Raw genomic sequence first — 25,550 nt, 5'->3', positions numbered from 1 at the left:
AAGAACTTACAGTTTATTACTTGATTTATTTCATTGCTTTCAATGTCGTTTTATCCAGTTTTCAAAGAACAAGTTTTGAAGTATATCATTCATTTAAGAATGAACCTTCAAAACTGAACAGCAAAACGTTAATTGTGATTTCATCCAAGATGAAATCTTCCGTAATTATCCTTAGAAAGGAGGTGATCCAGCCGCACCTTCCGATACGGCTACCTTGTTACGACTTCACCCCAATCATCTATCCCACCTTCGGCGGCTGGCTCCATAAAGGTTACCTCACCGACTTCGGGTGTTACAAACTCTCGTGGTGTGACGGGCGGTGTGTACAAGGCCCGGGAACGTATTCACCGCGGCATGCTGATCCGCGATTACTAGCGATTCCGGCTTCATGTAGGCGAGTTGCAGCCTACAATCCGAACTGAGAACGGTTTTATCGGATTAGCTCCCCCTCGCGGGTTGGCAACCGTTTGTACCGTCCATTGTAGCACGTGTGTAGCCCAGGTCATAAGGGGCATGATGATTTGACGTCATCCCCACCTTCCTCCGGTTTGTCACCGGCAGTCTCCTTAGAGTGCCCAACTAAATGATGGCAACTAAGAATAAGGGTTGCGCTCGTTGCGGGACTTAACCCAACATCTCACGACACGAGCTGACGACAACCATGCACCACCTGTCACCATTGTCCCCGAAGGGAAAACTATGTCTCCATAATGGTCAATGGGATGTCAAGACCTGGTAAGGTTCTTCGCGTTGCTTCGAATTAAACCACATGCTCCACCGCTTGTGCGGGCCCCCGTCAATTCCTTTGAGTTTCAGTCTTGCGACCGTACTCCCCAGGCGGAGTGCTTAATGCGTTAGCTGCAGCACTGAGGGGCGGAAACCCCCCAACACTTAGCACTCATCGTTTACGGCGTGGACTACCAGGGTATCTAATCCTGTTTGCTCCCCACGCTTTCGCGCCTCAGTGTCAGTTACAGACCAGATAGTCGCCTTCGCCACTGGTGTTCCTCCAAATCTCTACGCATTTCACCGCTACACTTGGAATTCCACTATCCTCTTCTGCACTCAAGTTCCCCAGTTTCCAATGACCCTCCACGGTTGAGCCGTGGGCTTTCACATCAGACTTAAGGAACCACCTGCGCGCGCTTTACGCCCAATAATTCCGGACAACGCTTGCCACCTACGTATTACCGCGGCTGCTGGCACGTAGTTAGCCGTGGCTTTCTAATAAGGTACCGTCAAGGTAACGCCAGTTACTACGCTACTTGTTCTTCCCTTACAACAGAGTTTTACGAACCGAAATCCTTCTTCACTCACGCGGCATTGCTCCATCAGGCTTTCGCCCATTGTGGAAGATTCCCTACTGCTGCCTCCCGTAGGAGTCTGGGCCGTGTCTCAGTCCCAGTGTGGCCGATCACCCTCTCAGGTCGGCTACGCATCGTTGCCTTGGTGAGCCGTTACCTCACCAACTAGCTAATGCGCCGCGGGCCCATCCTATAGTGATAGCCGAAACCATCTTTTAACATCTCCTCATGAAAGGAAATGTATTATTCGGTATTAGCCCAGGTTTCCCTGAGTTATCCCAATCTATAGGGTAGGTTACCCACGTGTTACTCACCCGTCCGCCGCTAAATCAGAAGAAGCAAGCTTCTTCATCATTCGCTCGACTTGCATGTATTAGGCATGCCGCCAGCGTTCGTCCTGAGCCAGGATCAAACTCTCCATAAAAGTTAGTTTGAAAGCTCATTTGCTTTGCTAGCGTATCAACTAAAAGTTGATATCTATGTTTTTGTTTCAATCTCCACTGACAGAAGTCAGTGCGTTGAAACGTTGTTTTAATTAACGTTTTGCTTGTTCAGTTTTCAAGGTTCATTATTTCGTTGCCGTTTTAACGACTTTACTAATATAACATTTCCTCTTTCGTTCGTCAACAACTTTTTTGAAAAAGTTTTTCATGACTTTCGAAATCATTATGCATTTCTTAGTTCGTCACATCTTAGCGACATTTAATATAATACCTTATCTTTAAATATAAAGTCAACACTTTTTCTAAACTTTTTTACCCTTAACTAAAGTTACGTTCCCAGCCAATCTTCCAAGTAACGGTCTAGGTGCTTCTTTTAGCAGTAGTTCAAGTCGTTATCGGATAAAAAAAGAACATTCCGTCCCCCCTTCTTTCTCACTTATTAGATGAAGGAATGTATCCTCCTTACTTCATACTCTGCATTTTAATCGAATTAGAAAATGCTAATATGCATGATTCTTTCACCAATAAATAAGTAGAGAATAATAAAATTACTATTCTCTACGAGGCATAAGATCGAGCTATTAAACAATATTACTATTTTAATATCGTTTAACAACTCACTAATACTATATACGAAAAACGAAACACCGGACCGAATCATAAATTATATATCCGAAAATATCTGTACTCGAGCTATATGGGTTCTACTTCTTCTATTAGAATAGTAATTGATTTAGGACGCTTTACACACGAATAAGTAATTCATCATCGGGCTATACGTGTTAAGGAATTTGTCATTGGGAAAGAGAACAGAAAGTAATTCAAAGGTTTAACCGTAGCACTTTTAAGCTTTTTCAACTGCGGAATTCAATGAACATCAACTATAAGTATTCACAAACCTAATTTTATCTAGCCTATTCGCTGACTTATAATTACGTTTTTTATAATAAATGAAGATAAATATTAGTACTTCCTAATTTGCTAGCAACAAACAGCTCCTACTATAAAATGCTCCATGGTTGAGGTTAAATTGACTTTCCCAATTGAGCCTTAAATTTTGTGTATTAAATGAAGCAATTGTTTGAGCTTGGATACTTCAAACCCACTTTTCACTCAAAACGCCTAATCAGATCCTCAATTCCCTCACCCTTCGCGAGCTCATTTAGCCAACGTTCAGGGATGCTATTGTACCCGTACATGATGCCCGCAAGTCCACCAATCAGTGCGCCAATCGTATCAGTGTCATTACCTAGATGAATCCCCTTCAATACGGCTTCCTCGTAAGACTTTGTATGAAGTAAGCTCCAATAAACCGCTTCAATTGTATCAATTACATAACCAGAACTATGAATACTTTCACGGGAAGTATTCTGTAAGTTTGCAAAGCGAAAAAAATGTTTTCCCTCTTTCGGATAAGCCAGTAATTTCTGTTGAAGCATGGCGTTTGCCCGATTAAACGCTACGATAAAACCATCACCTTCCAGTAGCCCGCGTGCAACATAGATATAATGTGCACAGGCTAGTGTTGAACGAATATGGCCATGTGTAAGAGTGGCATACGACTTCACAAAATCAAATAAATCATCCCCTACTAGACCTCGTTTTTTCACTTCAAAAGCAAGTGGTAAAATACGCATAAGTGCCCCGTTGCCATTGCTTTGTTCAATGTCACATGCTTTTTCTAAATAGCCGTAAAATTCCCAGCGCTGAATGACTTCAGAAATGGTGATTCCAATATCAAAGGTTGGCTCATTATCATGGGTCCAGTAACCACGGTATCTCCAGTCGCAAAACTTTTCCTTTAAAGCGTCCAAATCCGACTGCTCCACAAAATGCTCCATCGTACAAAACATCATCGCTGAATCATCCGACCAGCTCCCCGCAGGCACATTCCAGCTCCTGTAGCCGACCATTTCTGTAATTTGAAATGTATCCCGCTCCTCAAATTCCACTGGCACACCTAGTGCATCCCCTACACAAAACCCAAAAATTGCTGCTCGTAATTGATCCACCTAAATAAACCACCTTTTCCTTTTATTGTACAACAAATATATTTTAGATTTGAGACATTTCTATGAAGCCCCCAACTTGCACTTATAAATGATATACTTGTCACAAATATCATACATAGGCAATAAAGGAGAAGTAAAAAGTGACTAGTAGTACATATGCAGCAACAGCATTTGCCGAGCACATCGGGGTTAGTAAGACATCTGTAAATCATTATGTATCGATCTTAGAGGAGCAAGGGTATAAAGTTTCACGTAATGCCCGTCAGCACCGCGAGTTTACAGACAAAGATATCGAAATTGTAAAGGCATTAATTACCTTAAATAAAAAGCGTGGCATAAAACTAAAAGAAGCGGCGCAGCTTGTCATGGCACCCGGCTTTGAAGTGGACACTGTGGCGAATCAATTTGATCCATTAACGCCACAGATCATTGACCCAACGAAATACGATGATTTAGCCCGTTCCATGGAATTACTCGCAACGCATGTGTATGGGATTGAACAGCAAAACGCCCAATTAATTGAACTTATCCAAGCACAGCGTACGCAAAATGATTTACTAATGGATCAAAACAATACGTTAAAACAAGAGCTTGGTTCAATGATGAATCATTTGCTCCAAAAAGCAAATGAACCGGCTGCGCTTCCAACACGCCAGCTTGACCGTGTGGAGCAACAAAATAGTGCCATCATGAATGCACTAAATCGCATAAATACGCAACAGCATGAACAACAACTGAACGACTACGAAGCACAAAAGAAAGAAAAACAAACAGGTTTATTTGCAAAATTGTTGAAGAAATAAAAAAAGATTACCCTAAATAACTTAGGGTAATCTTTTTTCCATTAAATTCTACTGCAATAATTGCGTTCCTTCTTGTAAACCCTTTTACTTTCTAAATAAATTGAAAAGTTAATATTTACAATCCCTATAAATTTTGCTTATATTTAGACTAGTAAATATTTGGAAGGAATGAACAACTTGAATTTTAAACAGTTAGGTAAATTTTTAGCAGTAGGTTTTGCATCCGTTACTATTTTAGCAGCATGTGGCAACACAGAAGATATCGACACAACTAGCAGCAGTAAAGATGTTGCGGCAAATGAGAATGAGACAGCTAACGCCGAATCAACAGAAGTGGCATCAGTAAAAGTAGCATTTGCTCAAGCAGCAAAACCAATAACGTATGTAGATGAAAACGGCAATGCAACAGGCTATGACGTGGAAGTGATGAAATTAGTCGATGAAAAATTAGAGGACTATGAATTTGAATATATCCCAACAACAGACGATGATTTATTTATTGGCGTAGAGCAAGGAAAGTATGATGTTGGAGTTAAAAACGCCTTCTTCACAGAAGAACGCACAAAAAAATTTTTATTCCCTGAAGAATTTATCGGTTTAAGTAGCGCGGGTCTTTTATTAAAATCCGACAAAACAGATATCAATAATTTAAGTGATTTTGCTTCTAAAAAGCTTTCTCTAGCACCAATTGCAGCAAGCAGTGCACAATATACAATCATCGAAGAATATAATACAGCGAATCCTAACAACCAAGTAAATTTAGTTGCAGGTGATGAGTTTAACGTGGATATCGTCCAATGGGTAAACGAGGGACGTGTAGATGGTGGAATTACAATTGAAGCGATCTTTTCATCTCAAGTAACAGACGAAGATGGTCCTTATCATAGTTTAATTAATGACGTAGTATATAAAGAATTCGCCGTGATTAAAACATGGCCGCTATTTAATAAACAACAAAAAGAATTTGCTGCTGCCTATGACGAAGCTATCGCAGAGTTAAAGGAAACAGATGCACTAAGAAAATTAGCCGAAGAGTTTTACGGAAAAGATTTATTCCAATTGCTAGACCAAGCAAATCGTTAAATAATAAGGCCCCAAGCTGTTACGAAAACAACTTGAGGCTTATTTTTATTTCTTGCGATACGTCACAATGAAGTCATCACCAGCTGACTTCATTTCTATGCCCACAAAGCCTGCTTTTAATAATTGCTGTTGCCCTTCTGTATCACCCATCGAAATGTCCACAGTCTCTTCGCCGCACACAACTGCTTCATTTAAATATTTCACAAAGACGTAGCGTAATTTCCCACCGTATTTGTATTTAAGCGCGGCAACATGCATGCCTTGTAAAAATTTATCTTTTAAGCTTGCGATATTATACGGCATCACCGTCGCGCATATAATCGGGTGTTTAGACGAATCTACTTGCGCCATCACGATTTCTGCCATTAAGCGCTGCAGACCGTAACCACGGAAATCTGGATGTACATTTGAGATTTCCTGGTATAAAACTTGGCGTAAATCCGCTTCTGTCGTTAACCCGATATCATAACCAAGGTGTTCTGCATCAAGCTCCGGTTCTAACAGTGCGCGGAAGGCAATTAATTTGTCCCCCACAAAGATCCCTATCATTAGTCCGTTGCCTTGTAAAATAAATAATAGCTCCTCTTCGTCTAAAGGCTGGAGAATAGCTTTATCCGGTAACGCCTCTACTACTTCCTGCTGTAAGGTCATTAATTCCGGCACATGGCTTGTATCCAGTACATATACTTCATACTGCTGCTCACCTAAAGATCCTGTTGCAATCATTTAGTTCACCACACACTTAATTGTTGTTAATTCTGCTAAAACAACTTCGTCTACATCGACGCCCAAGCCTGGTTTTTCAGTTAATTCGATAAACGGCACGTCATAGTGTAGATTGCCGATATCTTTTGAAAACTTTAGCGGGCCTGTTAACTCGACACTAGTAAATACTTTTTTCGAAAAAGCAACGTGGAAGCCTGCCGCTGAACCAACTGAAGATTCAACCATTGAGCCGATTTGGCATTCAATGCCGGCCATTTCTGCCATATGTGCAAGCTTCATTGCAGGATAAATTCCACCGCTTTTCATAAGCTTAATATTTACTTTATCTGCTGCGCGTTTGGCGATGATTTCACGCATTTCGCAAACGCCACGCACACCTTCATCAATCATCATCGGAATCGTTGTTTTCTCTTTAATTTCGACCATGCCGTCAATATCATCTGCACGAACCGGCTGCTCTAACCAGTCTAATCCTATTTTTTCAAGCTCACGTAAGGCTTGCATTGTTGTAGAACTGTTTACCCAGCCTTGGTTGACGTCTACGCGAATTGCGATTTCATCACCGACACGCTCTCGTACTGCTTTAATGCGTGCAACATCACTCGCGACATCACGACCTACTTTCATTTTAAATGAACGATAACCCATTTCTACACGTCTTGCTGCTTCATCGGCCATCGCTTGCGGCTCGGCAATACTTAGGACATGCGTAATCGGAAACTTTTTGTGGTAACGGCCGCCTGTTAGTTGGTACGCTGGTACTTGTAGCTTTTTCCCCGTAACATCGAAGCAGGCAATATCAATCGCTGCCTTTGCTGCTGGTGCACTGTAAATTAAGTTATCCATCATTTGATGTAGTTGTTCAAAATTCATCGGGTTTTCTCCGATTAACGCTGGAGCTAATGTATGCTGCAGTACTGCGTATGTGCCTTCTAACGTTTCCCCTGTCACATGCTCATCTGGCACCGCTTCTCCCCATCCTACTAATCCACACTCAGTCGTCATTTTCACGATGATCGAAGGCATATTTGGGTATGTTGCGTAGCTGACGATAAATGGTTCAATTAAAGGTAATTCAATGCAATTTATTTCGATTGATTTGATTTTCATAATAATCCCCTTATACTTTACATATAATGTAAGTTTTGTTATAGTTGTCGTTAAATAGTCGTTATATAAATAAAAAAAAAGAGGTGTTTCTAATTTCAACAAAAATTGCTGTTCTTTGTTCTGAACAATTTCAAAAAGTTTTGCAAGAAATACTCGCGGACAATCCTCAATTCCAACTTGACTTTTATACCTATCATGTGCCGGAAGAGACACCTGCATTATTAAAGCAGGTCAAACCTTGCGATGTGCTGCTACTTTCTGGGACCTTACCGTATCTTTACGCAAAACCGGTACTTGACGAGTGGCCAACACCATGGACTTACTTAAAGCAGGACGAGACGTCAATTTCCACCACTTTACTGGCATTACTTGTTGAAAAGCCAATCGCACTAGACCGTTTATCTATTGATGTAATGAATTTAAATTTCATCGACAGCGTGTTGGGCGATTTAAATACGACGCAGCGCCCGCATATTCAAACGATTACACTCCATACCCCGTATGACACGTATATTAATCGTCATCAAGAGTTGTGGAATTCTGGTCAAGTGGATTTTATCATTACCAGTATACACGCAGTATACAGCAAATTGATAGAGTTAAATATTCCTGTGATGCGCATGATGGATCCGAAAAGTTCTATTTTACGTTATTTATATGAAGCAAAGGCAATTTCAGAGCGCTCAAAAAGTGATTTAGCAAAAGTAGCTGTCGGACATTTATTGGTGAAGGAAATTCCTGCTGATTCATTGTTGGAGAATATAACATCCAGTCTCTCCGCCTTTTATCGCCAAATTGATCTGCATCATTTCGAGTTTTATACGACGAATGGTAATTTACATCAAGGGCTCGCAAAGTTGCAGCAGTATTTAAGTGCCTCTCCAATTGAATTCCGTTTTGGCTTTGGTTATGGGGTATCCATATTACAAGCGCGCGAGCATGCAAAACAAGCACTAACCTTTGCCGAGACGAATACAATGTATCTACTCGATGACCTTAAACAATTGCACGGGCCGATTGGGAAACAGCAGCAGTCCATAGCGTTACAGGTAACTGATCCGCTCATATTAAAAATAACGCGTGACACGCATTTAAGTCCGAAAAATATTTCCCGCCTTATTGAATTTAGTAAGGCGCACCCTTCCCCTAGCTTTACGACACAGGATTTAGCAGATTATTTACAAGTTACACGCCGTACAACCGAACGCATATTAAAAAAATTAGTAGAGTACTCTTATGTGACCATTGTTGGTGAGGAGATGACGTATCAGCAGGGACGTCCACGTGCTCTTTATACACTTAATTTTTCAACTTATATATAGAAGAAAGAACGAGCACATAGCTCGTTCTTTTTTATTGCATTGCTGCTTCTTGTTCTAAACGAAGATCTGATTGCTTGGCTTCTTCAATTTCTTTATCCGTCAGTTTAACAATCGTGAAGCCGATGTACCCGTAAATAATAGAAATAATCGGTACAATGAAGTTTAATAACGCATACGGTGCATATTCATACGCCGTCACGCCAAGTGTTGAAGCAATAAACACACCGCATGTATTCCACGGAATAAATACAGATGTTAATGTTCCACCGTCTTCTAAGCAGCGTGATAAATTTTTCGAATGTAAGCCGCGTTCCTTGTAAGCGGTTGCAAACATACGTGCTGGAACGACTATTGAAATATATTGTTCCGAACAGCTCGCATTTGTTGCAAAACAAGATGCAATTGTTGCCGCAATTATGCTACCTGTTGATTTTGCAAAACGTAAAATCTGTTGAATTATTGAGTTCAGCATGCCTGAATACTCTAAAATCCCACCGAACGTCATCGCAATAATCGTCATTGATACGGTGTACATCATATTGTCGATTCCACCGTTATTAAATAATGCATCAACCATTTCATTACCAGAAACGATTGAGTAGCCACTTTGCAGAGCTCCTACTGCATCCGCCATTTCCCCTCCTTGAATAACGATATGTGAAAGGAAGCCAAGTACTACACCTAATAAAAGGGCCGGAATAGCCGGTACTTTCATCGCTACCATGACAATGATTAATAGCGGTACAACTAATAACCACGGCGAAATCACAAATTCATCGCCAATCGTCCCTAACATCATTTGAATTTCTGAAGTATTCATATCTGTCCCAGCAAATTTTCGACCCATAATCCAAAAGCCAATAATTGAAATTAAATAAGCAGGCACCGTCGTATAAATCATGTGCTTAATATGATCAAATAAGTTTGTACCAGTTAAGCCTGCTGCTAAGTTTGTTGTATCAGATAATGGTGACATTTTATCACCAAAGTATGCGCCCGAAATAACGGCACCCGCAATCATCGGTGCAGGAATACCCATGCTAAGACCAATTCCCATCCCAGCTACACCAATCGTTGCCATCGTTGACCAAGAGCTACCAATTGCAAGTGAAACAATCGAACATATAAGTAGAATTGTTACTAAAAACCAAGCCGGTGAAATAATTTGCAAACCGTAATAAATCATCGTGGCAACAATACCGCCACCCATCCATGAACCAATTACTAATCCCACAAGCATGATGATAATAACAGCCGGCAATGCTAAACGAATGCCTCTATACATCATTTCTTCAATTTCATTCCACTTAAACCCGTGCTTCCACGCAACAAATGCCGCAACACTCGTACCAACAATTAATGGCATATGCGGTCCCTGCTCTAATTTGATAATTGCAAAAAACATGACGGCAATCATACTAACTAATGGTAAAATCGCCCATCTAAAGCTCATCTCTTTGTTCATATAACATCCCCCTTGAGTCGTCGTTTATAAGTCGCTAAATAGTCGCTAAATAGATATTAACACTCCATTTATAATTTAGTAAATGTTTTTATTTTAATTTTTTAAATATTAAAATATGTCGTTATTAACTAGTTGATGTTATAATTCACTGTTCCAACATAGAAATTCAGATAAAACAAAACCCTCACAAATTACGTGAGGGCGTTTATTTTAAGTTATTTTCTAGCCTTAAAGCTTACAATTTTGGTGGCTTTATTTTGTTATGTTTGCTACAAAATATGGACAAAAAATTGCATTCCTTTTCAATTCATATCACTTGAAGAGCCCAACTTTGTGCATTAGAAAACCTTATTTCAACTTAAATACGGCTATATTAAGCTTGTTCATTGTTGAACTATCGCGCGTTCGTTACATAATGAAATATGGTATTAAAAATAGATCACAAATTAAAACATGGATGAAAAGGTATAGAAACAATGAACTCTATCGATTTGACCAACCGATTGGCAAGCAATATTCCTATGGTCATGGTCCTGAGGGTCTATCAGAAACAGATAAAATGAACCGAAAAATGGCGCATTTAGAAATGGAAAATGAAATCTTAAAAAAGTTCATGGCGATCGAAAAGGAGTTGAACGGAAAGTAGCACTACCAACTGTCGAGAAACTACGTAAAAAATATACAGTGACAATGATTTTAAAGGTTTTAGGCATTCCTAGAGCGACGTATTATCGTTGGTTGAAGGAAGGCGTGAAAGAAGAATTAACGGATGTGGAGCAAAAAATTATTGAGTTGTGTAAGCGAACAAAATATCGAAATGGGCATCGGAAAATTAGGCGACTTTTAAAAAATATGTACCAAATTATCTTACATCGAAATACCGTACAAAGCTTGATGCAAAAGCATAATCTACAATGTCGAATTAAACCAAAACGCAAATGGAAATCACAAGGTGGACAACAAATTGTTGTGCCAAATATCTTAGCACGTGATTTCTTCGCAGCGAATCCGAACGAGAAATGGGTCACGGATATTACGTACATCCAGTACGGGAATCGTACCCTCTACTTAGCGACGATTTTAGATCTTTTTAACAATGAAGTCGTGGCATATAAGCTATACGACCACCAACAAACACCGTTAGTGATGGACGTATTAAAGACGGCCTTAATATCAAGAAACTATCCAGAAGGTGTAATTGTGCATTCGGATCAAGGAAGTGTGTACACATCGTATGCGTATCAAAATTATGTGAAGAAAATGAACTTGATTGGGAGCATGTCTCATCGTGGGAACTGTTGCGATAATGCGGTAATTGAATCGTTTCATGCGATTTTGAAAACAGAGGCATTTCAATATGTGAAATTTAATTCGTTACCACTGGAAGAAGTAGGAAAACGTGTAGAAGAATATATTTTGTATTACAATGAGGAACGAATTCAAGAAAAATTAGACTACCTGACGCCAAAAGAATTTGGTCATCAAGCAGCCTAAAATAGGTGTTTTATGTGTGTCTCAAATCGTTATGTCAGTTCACTGATGAGGATTTCTAATTTACGAACGCTTCATTAGCCCAGTTAGTATTGCTACTACTTAAAATTTCAGAATCTATTTATAAACAAACAAATTCTATTTTGCAACTACAAAAACTTCAGTTGTTTAGGGAATGCTCGAAATTCAAAAAACTATTGGGATTACCAGATTTCGAGCATTCCCTAAATAAATCGAAAAATATTCAAAGTATTATTTTTTGAAATAATTCACAAAAAATGTTGAATCTAACCTAATTTTATTCACATCTTTTGTCGTTGTAGACATAAAAAAATCTCCTGGAAGACAAGAATTGTATTTCAATTCTTGTCTTCCAGGAGATGATAGCACAAACTTTGTTACACCCTGTTTAACTGGGCATCAATAGAAAATAAATCTTCCACGTTTAAATAAGTTAATATCAATAATAGTAATATAAATCGCTCATAAATAGCCCAATTTCTTGAGGTCCGTGTAAACTATCCAAGAAAACATTTTTCTTCCCTCTCTGTTTAAATGATCTGGATCGATAAAATAATCTCTGTTGTCTACGAATCTTTGATCACTCATATAATTTAAAAAAGGGACATCTAATTCAAGAGCTTTTAAGTACTGAAAAACAAGTCTATTCATTACTTCTTCATTGAAATATTCTTGATAAGACTGATGTACTGGCTCCATGGTTAATATTACTCGGTAGCCTTTCTCGCTACAATAGTCTACCATCTCTCTTAACTGCTTCACATTTCGTTCAATGTTATCGTTTTCAACCGCTTCTCTATATTCTGCTTCTACTTTCGCATACTTTCTTCCCGAATAGTTTTTACCGTTATTTGCCCAAGGTTGATGAGAATTCCATTTAAAGTTTTTCAATTTACCTGAGAGCGCAGAATTAAAACTCCCACTATTTGACCCAGGTAGGTACAAGTAACTGAAATAATCAATTAAATTAAATGGTTCAATTTCGGTACGATCCAAAACTTCATAATAATTTCCTACGTGCTTGGCCTCAGAATTTGCGAAAGTAATTTGAGAGATGGAAACGATGACTACACCATCAGGTTTAAGATACTTGCCATACTCTCTCAACAATTTAAAGTCGTACTGAATCGTCTGAGCAGGAAGTGCTAAGTCCAGATGGGACAAACCAGTAGGCTTAAAATAATAACCATACATTGAATGAGATGCACCTAGATTGATGATATCAACTGGATATGGATGTTTCTTAAACGCCAGTATTGCATGGTTTATGTTGTAATCATGAGAATGCTTTACAAAGTTATTTACTGGCATAAACAGTAGTAAAACAACAGTAATGATAATTGTTAACTTAATGAATAAACGTCCCATAGCAAATCCTTTCAATACAGTGCTTCTTTTACTAAAATTACTGAATGGCTCACGAATAAAACGTAACCAAAATTCCCCATATACTTTGTATTTAGATTAAAATCCACCATAAACAAACCCCTCACCCGAAACACCGAATATAAGGACTGAAACAATGATAAAAATATAAAATGCAAATCTAGCGAATATCGAGCGCTGCGAAAGCCATTCCCATGTTGAAACATTTTTTCTTTCGATATACTGAAATATTTGTACAATAATAAAGAAAAAAATGAAAATCACTAAATCTAGTAGCGAAAATATTTCAAATGCTTTAATAATTCCCGATGGTCTCCAGGAGTTAATTGTTAAGAAAAGCTGTGCATTTTCAAATGCATGTGTAACGGAATCCGATCGAAAAAAAACTCTAGAAAAGCAAACTAGCAGGAAAGTTATAGAAATTTTCATCCATTTATGCAGCACTGGACTTCTATCCAATTGAATAAATGAAGCCATTTTTTCACGAAAATGTTTTGTATAATCTCCAAACACGCGATAAAACCCATGAATTAGACCCCATAAAACAAAAGTCCAAGCGGCTCCGTGCCAAATGCCGCTTACTAAAAAAGTAATCACAATTGCTAAATAAATTTCACTTCTCTTCTTTTTCCCCTTACATAACGGGACAAAGATATAGTCCCTGAGCCATGTAGAGAGCGTTATATGCCATCTACTCCAAAAATCCGATATCGAAACAGCAAAGTGCGGTTGCTTAAAGTTTTCTGTCAAATTTATCCCCAGCATTCTTGCACAACCGATGGCAATGTCACTGCATGCTGAAAAATCAGCGAACAATTGTATCGAGAATAGAATAGTAGCTAGTACGATTTGTGAACCAGTCGGGTTAGGACTATCGAAAACACTTGATACAATTGGAGCTAGTCGATCTGCAATTAATGTCTTCTTAAAAAAACCCCATGCGATTCGCTTCATCCCATAGGTTAAATTTTCATAATTAAAATTCTGTTCAACTTTAAATTGCGGAAGTAATTTCTTAGCACGTTCAATCGGCCCAGCAACCAACTGTGGAAAAAATGCAAAAAATATCGAAAAATAACCGTAATGTCTTTCTGCCTTTTGCTTTCCATAGTAGATATCCACAAGATAACTTACTGCCTGAAATGTATAAAAAGAAATGGCTAATGGCAGGACAATTTCTTGGTATGGTACGGTAAAATTCCAATTCATGTATTTTGCAATCGCTCGAAGTGAGTCATTTACAAAATTAAAATATTTAAACCAACCGAGAAAAAATAATAATACGGAAATACCAACTAGCATGACTTTTTTCTTCTGTTTTCTTGTCTCCTGTTTTTCAATTATAATTCCAGTAAAATAAGTAAAAGCTGTGCTTGCAAGTAGTAACGGTATAAATTGGATACTCAAGATAGCGTAAAAAACGTAACTTGCTACTAATAAAAGAATCCATCTCAATCGATGTGGGATTAAATAATACGTAAAAACGATTATTGCGAGAAATAGAAGAAACTCAATTGATATAAAACTCATCCAATCACCTGATAAAAAATAAACTTAAGATTTTTCATAAAACGAGGCAAAAAATACCCCTAAAGTTGTCCAAGTTGCATGAAACCCTGAAATGTGTCGACGAAACGCTTAAGAACTAATAAACCATGTACTAATGTAGGTTTCACGTTATTTCAATGTTTCACCTAGAAGGTGCACACTCAGTTTCAGATCTCAGTATTTAAGGTTTTGTCACGTGTATCACATTTCCTGTTACGGGTTCAGGTGATTATAAATTATCCATATTTAGGTAACTCAGAATAGAGGATTTTTCCAAAATGATTACGTGGGATTTCCTCAATTCTTATAATTTCAAAGCCCTTTAAGTTTAATTTTTCCTTAATTATTTTTTTAATTTGAACACGATCTTCTTTTAACGTGTAAATATACATTTGATCATCCGTCCCAGCGCAGATACAATCATGACCATGCTCATTTAAAAGTCCTTCAACTTCATCTAGGCTGATACGGTTTCCATAGACTTTAATCATTCTTTTGATTCGGCCAGATATAAAATAATACCCATCCTGATCAAAGTAAGCCAAATCACCTGTGCGCAAAATACCGTTGTTCTCATCTTTTTTCGAAAGATCGAATAACGACTCAGCATACCCCAAAGAAACATTTGCTCCTTTGTATATCAATTCGCCGATAATATTAGGCGCTGTAATTTTGTTGCCATTATCATCTTGCAGAATCAGTTCTCCATCTGGAATGGCGATACCAATACTTCCGACTTTATCAAGATTTTTTTCACATGGTAAATAGGTCATCCGCGCTGTTGCTTCAGTTTGACCGTACATGCTAAAAAAATGAATTCCTTTCTGATTACATACTTTAGCAAATTTGTACGATAACATTGAGCTTAATTTCCCACCTGCTTGAGTTAGTTTTTTTAAACTTGGAAGATTAAACTCTTCAAACTTCAGCCTATTAAGCATCTCATATATGAAAGGAACTCCTCCAAAAGTTGTTACCCGTTGCTCTCTACATAAGTCCCAAAACTCTTTTTTCATGATAGATGCATCCGTTACAATTATCGTCGCCCCGCATATGAAATGACTATTGATGATAGAAAGACCATAGGAGTAGTTCATTGGAAGTGTTGTTATAGGTTTATCGTCTGCATTGATGTCTAGGTACTTCGCTATGGATTCAGCATTTTTGAAAATATTTTCATAACTTAAGCGAACAAATTTTGGGCTCCCAGTACTTCCCGAGGTTGTTAAAAGAAGCGCAAGATGTTCATCAAGATCATGTTGGAAAAATGTCGGACACTTATATAATGTGTAATCTCCAAACGCAAATGAACTATCCATTACTTTTAATAGGTCTTGATTTTCACTACTCGCCCAAATGTATGTAGGCTTATAAAGGTTAATGAGTCTGCGCAACCGATCAATATGGATGGATGCATCCAAAAGTACAGGTACAACACCACCTCTAATAAAACCTACGTAGCCAAATAAAGACTCTTTATTATTTGAACATAAACAAAAAACGAGCGTTCTTTCACCTACTTTACCACAGATAGCGTCAGCAATTTCTATCATTTCAGAGTAAGAATATTCTCGTTCAGCATATACAGCAGTGCGGTTCCAAAACTCCTCAAATTTTTTGAAACTATTCATTAATAAAGTCTACTCCCAACCGTTTCAATAGCTCCATTCCTGATAGGTAAGAATCGAACTCTGTAATCCATTCAGAATCTAATGAGACATCAAAAACATCCTCAATCTCAGAAATGAGTGTCATATGTCCAATTGAATCCCATTCTCTTGTTACTCCAAGTGCTAAATTTTCACATACATCATCTTCCTCTAAGTCCAGCACATTGATAAATGTATTTCTATATTTTTCGATATTTCTCATCATTTACACCCTTTCAATAATTACTTTCTCCTGCATCTGTGTGAAGATCTTGTTAGCTCAAACAGTTTTTATATCTGACAAATCTTCTAGGGTTCAGCAACCCCATCTTGAAGATGATGCACCTGAAATCTACGGTAACCTAATCCATATTAGATCTGTCTGAAGTTATACTTTTTTGTCATGGATAATGCACACTCTAGCTCGAAGAAAAATATTTAGAATATCGTTGGAAGAAATAATGGACAAAATGCGCAACCATTATGGATTACTCAATTCAATAATTCTGTTATTTTTCATCGAGACAGCACTTATTAGCACATTTTCATTATCTTTTCTTGATAACGAGAATCATTTGCAGATATGATTCTAGCATAACGCTTTTCAGAAGGTCAATAACTAAAATAAGGGCTTTTTGCCTGATTCACAGTTTTGGAAAAGGAGTTCTTTTAAATGTGGATATACGAAAAAAAAGCTACAATACCCCGTAAAAGTAAGCACCTGTAACCTCAAACTAGCTAAATTCCTAGTCGACAATACGGTACTGACGGCGAAATCGCCGAAACTCTCCGATATATAAACCAGCGCTACTCCATTCCTGACAAAGTTGTCGGACTCCTAACAGACATCGCAACTGCAGAATTTTCTCACCATGAGATGATTGCCAATGATAGTCAAACAGATTAAAGACGTATCAATACAAATGGGTATTTGGGAAAAGATTAGAGATCAAATTATAGATTTAGTAAAATAACACTATAAAACTAAAGCATGCTTTAGTTACATAAGAAAATTAATTAGATTTTATCTTGATTAATATCGTTAAAGATTTTCTCAAACAGGGTGCAATTGAAGACATGACGTCTCAAATCGAAGATGTTTCGGCTTCTACACAACAAGTTTCTGCGAGTACTGAAGAGGTTGCTGCATCCGTCAATGAAATGTCCTCTGTGGCAAGTAATGCGGCCGAACAATCTGAAATGATTGCAGCTGCTGTTGAAGAACAAACAGCCACAATCCATGAAATTAGTGCCGTTGCGAAATCATTAAGTGAAGGCGCCGTACATGTCCAACAGGAAATTAATAAATTTAAAGTTTAATAACAAAGAAAGCAGTTCCCTGTAACTAGACGTTTACAGAGGACTGCTTTTCACATTATAGGGTACTGCAGAAAACTATTGACGAATTGAACAATTCTCTCTTACTGATACAGTTGACTACCTGCTTTTTTAAATTCCGCTGCTTTTTCCTGCATCCCTTGATGAATAGCCTCTGTCGTATTTAAATCCTTGTCCTTTGCAAAATTACGAATATCCTGCGAAATTTTCATACTGCAAAACTTTGGCCCACACATTGAACAGAAATGTGCTGTTTTTGCACCCTCTGCAGGCAATGTTTCATCGTGATATTCCACTGCTCGCTCTGGGTCTAGCGATAAGTTGAATTGATCGCGCCAACGGAATTCAAAGCGTGCCTTTGATAATGCATCATCACGCACTTGGGCTCCTGGATGACCTTTTGCCAAATCTGCCGCATGTGCTGCAATTTTATACGTAATCACCCCAACACGCACATCTTCACGATTTGGTAAACCTAGATGTTCTTTCGGTGTTACATAGCACAGCATGGCCGTACCGAACCAACCAATCATGGCTGCACCAATAGCTGATGTAATATGGTCATAACCTGGCGCAATATCTGTTGTTAATGGCCCCAATGTATAAAACGGAGCTTCCTTACATACTTCCAATTGCTTGTCCATATTTTCCTTAATAAGATGCATCGGCACGTGACCTGGCCCTTCCACCATAACCTGTACATCATGCTGCCATGCAATTTGCGTTAGCTCTCCCAGTGTTTCAAGCTCTGCAAACTGTGCCTCGTCATTGGCATCTGCAATTGAGCCAGGACGTAAGCCATCCCCTAATGAAAAGGCCACATCATACGTTTTCATAATTTCACAGATTTCTTCAAAATGCGTGTATAGGAAGTTTTCCTCATGATGATATAAGCACCACTGCGCCAGTATAGAACCGCCACGAGACACGATGCCCGTCACACGATTGGCTGTCAGTGGCACATAACGCAGCAATACGCCTGCATGAATCGTAAAGTAATCGACCCCTTGCTCTGCTTGCTCGATTAACGTATCACGATAGACCTCCCACGTTAAATCCTCCGCGATGCCATTCACTTTTTCAAGCGCTTGATAAATTGGTACCGTTCCTACTGGCACAGCCGCATTGCGAATGATCCATTCTCGCGTTGTATGAATATGCTTACCCGTAGATAAATCCATAATATTGTCCGCACCCCAGCGCGTTGCCCATGTCATTTTTTCCACTTCCTCTGCAATGGAAGAGGATACGGCTGAATTACCAATATTCGCGTTGATTTTCACGTGGAAGTTACGCCCAATAATCATTGGTTCTGCCTCTGGATGGTTAATATTCGACGGCATAATCGCACGACCTGCGGCAATTTCAGCACGGACAAATTCAGGGTCCATATTTTCACGAATTGCTACAAACTCCATTTCGGGTGTAATAATGCCCTTTCTTGCGTAGTGTAGCTGTGTCACATTACGGCCCTTTTTTGCACGTAGAGGCTTTCGGGAAAGTTCAGGAAAAACATTTTCTTTCATACGTGGATCATCAGCATTGCGGTAGCCATTATCCTCTGGCTTAATCGTACGACCCTCGTATTCCTCGACATCGCCACGTTCTATTATCCACGCACTGCGTAAAGCAGGCAAACCCTTTGTAATGTCAATATTATAGGTAGGATCTGTATACGGACCACTCGTATCATAAACACGCACTGGTGCATTGTCCTCTTCACCAAAGCTACCTGTTGTTGGACTGAGTGTAATTTCACGCATCGGCACTAAAATATCTGGTCGTGATCCTTCCAAGTACACTTTTTTACTTCCCTCAAAGTTGGACATGATGGAAATGTTTTTTTCGCTAACTGTTGTCATAAACGAATTCTCCCCTAGTAAAAGATTTTTGAAATAGGACCGAATCCAGCTCACCCCAACAGATACTATTGCTAAATAAGAAAAGCCGAATCCAAGAAATATTGGATCCGGCTGTGTTGTAAGGGTTTCATTTATCGCACATTTCACGTATGGCGATAATCGTTAACTTTCCCACGCTGGTATGAGCCAGATCAGGTCCAAAGGGTCAAGAAACCTCTATGCGTTTCTCTCTCAGCCTGACTCATCAGACTCCCCTAGTTAAGGCTATTTAGTTTGATGTTAGTTTAGCAGATATTACTAATAGATGGAAGATTCATTTTCATTTTTACGCAAAAAGTATTTCTGCTATATAAATGACAACCGTCACTGTTATACAGCTAACAATAGTTGAGAGTAACACCGTTTGCGCAGCGGTTGCTGATTCCACGTCATATTCTAACGCAAGACTCGAGCTATTGAGTATGGTTGGAAAAGCACTGGCGATAAAGAGCGATTGCGCCACCACACCATCTAAGCCAAGTACGAAAATAATGAGTAACGCCACAGTTGGCCCAATAATGAGTTGCGTAAAGCAACTCACAAAGACTGTCTTATTGAACATCGACTTGATTTCTAGCTGAGAAAGCTGTGCCCCAAGTGTAATCAGTGCCACAGCGATGAAGCCATCTGCCACATGATCAATCGGAATACGAATAAACTGCGGAATGCCAATATCTAAGAATTTCATGCCGACACCAATAATTAGTGCATGAATAATCGGCATTTTTAAGAAATCCTTCACAATGGCAAGCCCTGATTTCGTCGAGGAAATCAAATTATATAGCCCATATGTATACGTCGTCATATTTTGAAAAATCACAAGGATCAACTGAATTGCTACCCCTATCGGCTGCGTCACGAAAATCATTTGCGCCACCGGAATACCGTAGTTGCCCGAGTTAATGAGCACTACACTATTTTTAAACACCGCCGATTCCGTTTTGGCAAGACCGAGCCCCTTTGCTAAAAAGTGACTAAGCACCATCTGACTGCCGATAAATAATGTGATAAACACCGACACCTGCCCAAGCACCGACAGCTCCACACTCGTTTCATATAAATTCACAAAAACAGCAGCTGGCATAAAGCAATACGTAATCAGCTACGACAAGGCCTTCAAATTAAAGCGAAACTTCTTCTGCAAAACAGCGCCCAGCAGCAACACTAAAATCGGGGCAACAATTTGAAAGAAAATCATGCCGAGATACATCATGTGGTTGTCCCCCTTTCGTTCTGCTTTTATAGTAGAACTGTCCAGTGGGTTGGTCAATCCTAATGAATGTGGGAGGGTTCGGCAGAGCATAGTGATGTACTACCGGAGCGCTGCGGCCACTTACCTGAGCGGGGCGGCGTCCTACCAGTGCAGCGCTTATCCTCTCTGTTCCTAATTAAAATGAACGAAAAAGACTGCCACCCAAAGTCAAGTGTCCCTGACTTTAGGTGGCAGCCTTGCTTTTTGCTTCTACATGAGTACCTAATTGATTAAGTGAGTTTGAATCGATTGACAACCGCTTGTAACTCATGTGCAATTTGATTCATATTATTGATGGAATCTGCTACTTTCTCTAGCTCTGCTTGTTGATCAACGGCTGACGCACTTACCTCTTCCGCTGAAGCAGCTGTTTCTTCTGAAATAGCTGAGATACTTTGGATAGCCATCATTGCTTGATTTTTATGATTCAACATATTAGAGAGTTCAGAGAGTAGTTCATTAATTGCCGTTGCAATAGAACTAGAAAGCTCACTATTATCTTTAAATGCCGATTCCGTACTTTGAACTGATTCATTTTGAGCTTGCATTAAGCCGACATTGGAGGAAATTACTGAGACTGTTTGTTTGGAGTCCTCTAAAATACTTTCCACGGTTGTCTTAATGACTTCGGTTTCTTTTCTTGACTGTTCCGCCAGTTTTCTAACTTCCTCTGCTACCACGGCAAAGCCTTTACCATGCTCTCCAGCGCGAGCAGCTTCAATACTTGCATTTAGTGCAAGCAGATTTGTTTGCTCCGTAATACCTTGAATGGATGCAATAACTTGATGGATGTTTGCAATGTTGGAGGCTAGTGATTCAATTTGCTGTTGTATTCTTCCATTCATTTCATTCGTTTCTGCATTACGTTCCCGCAAACTTTCGACTTCTTTCATCCCTTTGTCTGTAGTGGCTCTTGTTTTGTTTGACAATTCGTCCATTTGATTCGATAGCATTGTAATGGCATCGATTTGATCAGATAAATCGATCATGCGATAATTTGTTACTTCCGTATCTTCGGATTGCTTCGAAGCACCTTGTGCAATTTCATTGATTGCTACGGAAACTTCTTGGCTAGAAGCTACGATTTCGTTAAAAGCTGCATGAATGTGATTGGATGATTGATTGAGCATTGTCGCAGAATTCAACACAGTCTGTATGGCATGATTCGTTTTGTCTAGCATATTATTATAAGCTAATGCAACTGCGCCAATTTCATCTGATTTAATATATTTTTTATCTATTTTTTTAGTTAGATCTCCCTCTGCTGCTGTTTCAATTGATTCTCCCAAAAGCTTCAATGGCTTTAATTGTTTAAATATAAACCTTGCACTGACAGTCGCCATTAAAAGGACCATGACAATGGCTGCTACCACCGTGAATACAAGAACCTGATTATAGGTTTCTAGAATTTTGGATTTTGGTAGTACTAATTGAACCGACCAAGTATCGTCAATTCCGTCTAGAATCATAGGGGCAAAAGCATTAAATGAGTTTTCTCCTAGTTGCTTAGAATCCACATAAATACTATCTGGCTTTCCATTTTCCATTGCATTTTTAACGCCTGTCCAATCAATGGCATCCTGCATATTTGTTCCATCTAACTTCTCGTTAATGCTATTAGCTGTTAATATGCCTTTGTCAGTTATTATTCCTGCATATCCGCCATCCGGTTTAATGGAATCAACCAAACCCTTTAAAAAATCGATGGATAAATCAGCCGTTAACACCCCAAAGAATGTTCCTGAAGAATTTACTAGCGGTACTGAGATTGTTGTCATGGAAATCATTTTACCATTTACCTCATAATCATAAGGCTCCGTTAGTACCGATCGCTCCTCATTCTTTGGCACTGAGTACCATTCCGCACTTTCCGATTCTTCAAATCCTTCTTCTAAAGGAGTTGTTAATATTTGATTATTCTCTTTTACTAAATAAGGTACAAAGCGATTATTCGCATCTATTAAATTTGCATCAATAGTTGGCTCAACTGTTGCAGTATCCTTTTCTAAAACAGCTGCTACAGCAAGCAAATCATCATTCTTCGCTAAATTAGTTTCAAGTATATGCAAAACTTCTTCAGCAGAGAGTTTCCTATCGTTTTGCATCGTTTCAATTATATGCTTAGTTGTCTGTAATGTGTCATTTGCTTCCTTAAAACGTTTGCTCATCTTCGCAGCAGAAAATTGAGCATTTAGAAGTGTTGCGTTTTCCGAATCATCTACACTCTGATTATAAAGAATGAAACTCGTGAAAAAAGTATAGGTAATAAATAACACTAAAAACAATCCTATGATTAAAGAAGATAGTTTAAAAGCAATACTTTTGGATTTTTTCATTACAAACACCCCCACTTTTCTTTTAAATTAATCATACGGTATAGGTATATGTACCACAATAATAGATTTATCTCAATCAGCATAAATATCGGATCAATTAAAAGAAAATTTAAAACATAACGAAGCTTTTGAGCGCACTGAACTATTGACTGACTATGCCTTAGCGTAAATCGGTTACATCCGTCAGAGGCCTTCACTTCTTTCACCTTCTTTAGACGACCACTGTAAAAAAGCAAAACCACACAGTTTACATCACCTTTAGAGACAGGAAGATAACTTGAAGTAAAGAGATCGTCCTGACTTCACTAATTTACTAGCGACTTTCACAAGGCGTGTACGAATGGTCTGAATTTACATCTGCTTTTGTCATTTTGGAAAATACATGGTACATAACCAATTAGTGAAATTATAAGCAAGGAGACTCAGCATTGCCTTAGCCCTGTTTACTTGGAAAGAATGGCTAGTAATTTTATCTAACCCAAAACCATTTTTTGCTTCTTTGATATAGTTCTCCATTGTACCTCTTTTTTTAGTACGTACGAATAATTGCCTCCGGAGTGCAAGCCTCTACTAAATTAGTCACAAAAAACGTATGGGTAAAGAGCAGGTAACGCGCCGGACGAAGGGATTGGATCATTACTTTTCTTGGTTTAGACCATATTTTTGTTTGATAGATCGTTTCCTCAAAATAGTATTCGTTCTTTTTGCTATCAGAAGGCGCAGTGAAAGGCTGATACTCCTCTGCAAGTCGTGGTAAAACGGCATTTGATTTTAAACAAATGACGTAATAAACCGTTTCCTTTTTACAAATGTCATACAAAGCAGGTAACGCAAAACCACTATCTCTACAAATAAACGGAGTCGTCTCTGGAAAGTTTTCGTTGTTAGGATTCTTTTTTCATTTTATTTTATGCATAAACATTTGGTGAAAAAGATGAGGAACTCGGCTTTAGTAGCTTATCTAGATAAATCGGTGAATAATTCAGGCTTCTTATTCTTAAATTAAAAAACAGCTCATTCAGAAAAAATCCCTGAACGAGCTGCTCCTTTTACTGCGGTCGTTCCATTGTAAATACCTTGCCTATTTCTGCGTAATCATTGCCAGCTAAACGGCTTACCGCCCCTAGCTCGTGCGGATCAATACGCCCCTCTTCACAAATTGCTTCGTCAATATGGAACTGCACAACCTTCCCAATAATGAAGTCACAGCCCGGCTCCGTGTCCCCGCCTAACTCTAGTGCCTGTTCGAGTACACATTCAATACGTACTTTCGATTCCTTCACCCCCGGCACCTTTACATGCGTACTGTTTACAAGTGTTAGCCCCGCACGCAAAATCTCACTTTCCTCTGGTGGTAAATTCGCTGCCGTTTCGTTAATTTTTTCAACATTGTCTGTATCCACAATATGCACGACAAATTCCTTCCCCGCTAAAATATTTCGCGCTGTATCCTTCACATGTCCACCTGGGCGCTGGATACTAACAGAAATCATCGGTGGATTAGATGAAACAATATTAAAAAAGCTAAACGGTGCGCCGTTCACCACTCCCTCCTGCGATTGTGTCGTCACAAATGCGATTGGTCTTGGTATAATCGAGCCAATTAAAAATTTATAGTTTTCACGTTCAGTTAGTTGCTTTGGGTCAATGGCAATCATTAAGTCCCGTCCTTCCTCTGTTAAAGTAATGGCGCCTCGCCAAAAATCTATTATGTACGCCTTGTTTCATTATATAGTAGTTATTTTATCGGTATTTATTTATTCTGGAAGCTTCCACCATTGTGTAATTTTAAAAAGAGACTGTTCTTTTTTAGTATACAAGCCCTTTACTTCTTATTAAACCCCCTTCGTATTTTTATACATCACAATTTTCAGTAAATAGGGTGCATTTAACGAGTGTAATAATACACTTTAATACAACGAAAATACGCGCTCTCTCCTCTTTAATAAAAATCTAGAATTAGTAAAAATAGTATTTCAGGTAATTTATCTATTCGAAAACCCTTTTTTCAGCTTTTTTTATTTCTTTACAAAAAACTGTTATAAACAGATGATACAATTGCTACTCCACTATTAATAATTACCATTTTAAACATCAATATCCATTTCAAAAACTGCATAATACCAATCTTTCTTCATGTATAAATAATAAATCAACTTCCATTTCGTTGTACTACTATCTGTTATATTATTTAGACAAAAGTAAAATCGTAAAAATCAAATAATTTCCGATAGAGAAAATTTAGAAATAAAACAGTTATTTCAATACAATAAGTAGATATAATGTGTTATTTTACCTTTAAACAATAACTTTCCTTTTTCTAACATACATGACATTCCAATAATAATTCAATTCATCTA

Annotated in this window: 16 protein-coding genes, 1 rRNA gene, 4 pseudogenes and 1 riboswitch; of the genes and pseudogenes, 7 read left to right on the top strand and 14 right to left on the bottom strand. The window is 38.6% G+C overall.

Annotation, left to right across the window (positions count from 1 at the left end; translation table 11 throughout):
- Positions 1-175: 175 nt before the first annotated feature.
- Both MHH87_RS01410 and MHH87_RS01405 read right to left on the bottom strand, forming a co-directional pair.
- A 16S ribosomal RNA gene (locus MHH87_RS01410) occupies positions 176-1,728 on the bottom strand.
- Between the two features lie 1,128 nt (positions 1,729-2,856).
- Positions 2,857-3,759: an ADP-ribosylglycohydrolase family protein gene (locus tag MHH87_RS01405; protein WP_340747564.1), complete on the bottom strand. Its 903-nt coding sequence runs from the start codon at positions 3,757-3,759 to the stop codon at positions 2,857-2,859.
- A gap of 140 nt (positions 3,760-3,899) precedes the next feature.
- On the opposite strand from MHH87_RS01405, the gene MHH87_RS01400 reads away from it, so the two are divergent.
- On the top strand, positions 3,900-4,562 hold the full coding sequence (locus MHH87_RS01400) for a MerR family transcriptional regulator (protein ID WP_340747563.1): 663 nt from the start codon (positions 3,900-3,902) through the stop codon (positions 4,560-4,562).
- Positions 4,563-4,739: 177 nt separating this feature from the next.
- On the top strand, positions 4,740-5,645 hold the full coding sequence (locus MHH87_RS01395) for a transporter substrate-binding domain-containing protein (protein ID WP_340747562.1): 906 nt from the start codon (positions 4,740-4,742) through the stop codon (positions 5,643-5,645).
- Between the two features lie 45 nt (positions 5,646-5,690).
- On the opposite strand, the gene MHH87_RS01390 is transcribed toward MHH87_RS01395, so the two are convergent.
- Both MHH87_RS01390 and MHH87_RS01385 read right to left on the bottom strand, forming a co-directional pair.
- Positions 5,691-6,371: a GNAT family N-acetyltransferase gene (locus MHH87_RS01390; RefSeq protein WP_340747561.1), complete on the bottom strand. Its 681-nt coding sequence runs from the start codon at positions 6,369-6,371 to the stop codon at positions 5,691-5,693.
- The gene (locus MHH87_RS01385) at positions 6,372-7,481 is read right to left on the bottom strand and encodes a mandelate racemase/muconate lactonizing enzyme family protein (protein WP_340747560.1); all 1,110 of its coding nucleotides are present in this window, start codon (positions 7,479-7,481) and stop codon (positions 6,372-6,374) included. It abuts the gene before it with no gap.
- A gap of 44 nt (positions 7,482-7,525) precedes the next feature.
- Here MHH87_RS01385 and MHH87_RS01380 point away from each other — a divergent pair, with 44 nt between their 5' ends.
- The gene (locus MHH87_RS01380) at positions 7,526-8,803 is read left to right on the top strand and encodes a hypothetical protein (protein WP_340747559.1); all 1,278 of its coding nucleotides are present in this window, start codon (positions 7,526-7,528) and stop codon (positions 8,801-8,803) included.
- 31 nt (positions 8,804-8,834) lie between these two features.
- Here the strand turns inward: MHH87_RS01380 and nhaC are convergent, their stop codons facing one another.
- Positions 8,835-10,268, bottom strand: coding sequence for a Na+/H+ antiporter NhaC (gene nhaC / locus MHH87_RS01375; protein WP_340747558.1), 1,434 nt, complete (start codon positions 10,266-10,268; stop codon positions 8,835-8,837).
- 331 nt (positions 10,269-10,599) lie between these two features.
- On the opposite strand from nhaC, the gene MHH87_RS01370 reads away from it, so the two are divergent.
- Positions 10,600-10,914 (top strand): hypothetical protein, encoded by a 315-nt coding sequence (locus tag MHH87_RS01370; RefSeq protein WP_340747557.1) that lies wholly within the window; start codon positions 10,600-10,602, stop codon positions 10,912-10,914.
- A 14-nt stretch (positions 10,915-10,928) separates the two neighbouring features.
- Positions 10,929-11,762, top strand: a pseudogene (locus MHH87_RS01365) (IS3 family transposase); the annotation flags it as partial.
- Positions 11,763-12,242: 480 nt separating this feature from the next.
- On the opposite strand, the gene MHH87_RS01360 reads toward MHH87_RS01365, so the two are convergent.
- The 4 genes from MHH87_RS01360 to MHH87_RS01345 all read right to left on the bottom strand — a co-directional run bounded on the left by MHH87_RS01360 (position 12,243) and on the right by MHH87_RS01345 (position 16,589).
- On the bottom strand, positions 12,243-13,163 hold the full coding sequence (locus MHH87_RS01360; RefSeq protein ID WP_340747556.1) for a hypothetical protein: 921 nt from the start codon (positions 13,161-13,163) through the stop codon (positions 12,243-12,245).
- Positions 13,164-13,244: 81 nt separating this feature from the next.
- Positions 13,245-14,696 (bottom strand): MBOAT family O-acyltransferase, encoded by a 1,452-nt coding sequence (locus MHH87_RS01355; RefSeq protein WP_340747555.1) that lies wholly within the window; start codon positions 14,694-14,696, stop codon positions 13,245-13,247.
- Positions 14,697-14,950: 254 nt separating this feature from the next.
- Positions 14,951-16,345: an AMP-binding protein gene (locus tag MHH87_RS01350; RefSeq protein ID WP_340747554.1), complete on the bottom strand. Its 1,395-nt coding sequence runs from the start codon at positions 16,343-16,345 to the stop codon at positions 14,951-14,953.
- Complete coding sequence (locus MHH87_RS01345; RefSeq protein ID WP_340747553.1) at positions 16,338-16,589, bottom strand: acyl carrier protein; 252 nt, start codon at positions 16,587-16,589, stop codon at positions 16,338-16,340. Before MHH87_RS01345 ends, MHH87_RS01350 begins: the two co-directional genes overlap by 8 nt.
- Positions 16,590-17,036: 447 nt before the next feature.
- Here MHH87_RS01345 and MHH87_RS01340 point away from each other — a divergent pair.
- Positions 17,037-17,249: pseudogene (locus MHH87_RS01340) on the top strand (manganese catalase family protein); the annotation flags it as partial.
- Positions 17,250-17,440: 191 nt separating this feature from the next.
- Positions 17,441-17,683, top strand: a complete 243-nt coding sequence (locus tag MHH87_RS01335) for a hypothetical protein (protein ID WP_340747552.1) — start codon at positions 17,441-17,443, stop codon at positions 17,681-17,683.
- A gap of 101 nt (positions 17,684-17,784) precedes the next feature.
- Here the strand turns inward: MHH87_RS01335 and thiC are convergent, their stop codons facing one another.
- The 5 genes and pseudogenes from thiC to MHH87_RS01310 all read right to left on the bottom strand — a co-directional run bounded on the left by thiC (position 17,785) and on the right by MHH87_RS01310 (position 24,848).
- A complete protein-coding gene (thiC, locus tag MHH87_RS01330) occupies positions 17,785-19,563 on the bottom strand; it encodes a phosphomethylpyrimidine synthase ThiC (protein WP_340747551.1) in 1,779 nt (592 codons plus the stop codon).
- Between the two features lie 151 nt (positions 19,564-19,714).
- Positions 19,715-19,829, bottom strand: a riboswitch (TPP riboswitch).
- Between the two features lie 59 nt (positions 19,830-19,888).
- A pseudogene (locus tag MHH87_RS01325) lies at positions 19,889-20,815 on the bottom strand (AEC family transporter).
- A 269-nt stretch (positions 20,816-21,084) separates the two neighbouring features.
- Complete coding sequence (locus tag MHH87_RS01320; RefSeq protein WP_340747550.1) at positions 21,085-23,190, bottom strand: methyl-accepting chemotaxis protein; 2,106 nt, start codon at positions 23,188-23,190, stop codon at positions 21,085-21,087.
- Positions 23,191-23,457: 267 nt separating this feature from the next.
- Positions 23,458-24,073: pseudogene (locus tag MHH87_RS01315) on the bottom strand (transposase); the annotation flags it as partial.
- Between the two features lie 166 nt (positions 24,074-24,239).
- Positions 24,240-24,848, bottom strand: a complete 609-nt coding sequence (locus MHH87_RS01310) for a flavin reductase family protein (RefSeq protein WP_340747549.1) — start codon at positions 24,846-24,848, stop codon at positions 24,240-24,242.
- Positions 24,849-25,550: the final 702 nt, after the last annotated feature.

This window comes from Solibacillus sp. FSL H8-0538 (genome assembly GCF_038003525.1).
GTDB lineage: Bacteria > Bacillota > Bacilli > Bacillales_A > Planococcaceae > JBBOPI01.
This window is presented reverse-complemented; position numbering and strand designations above follow the sequence as displayed.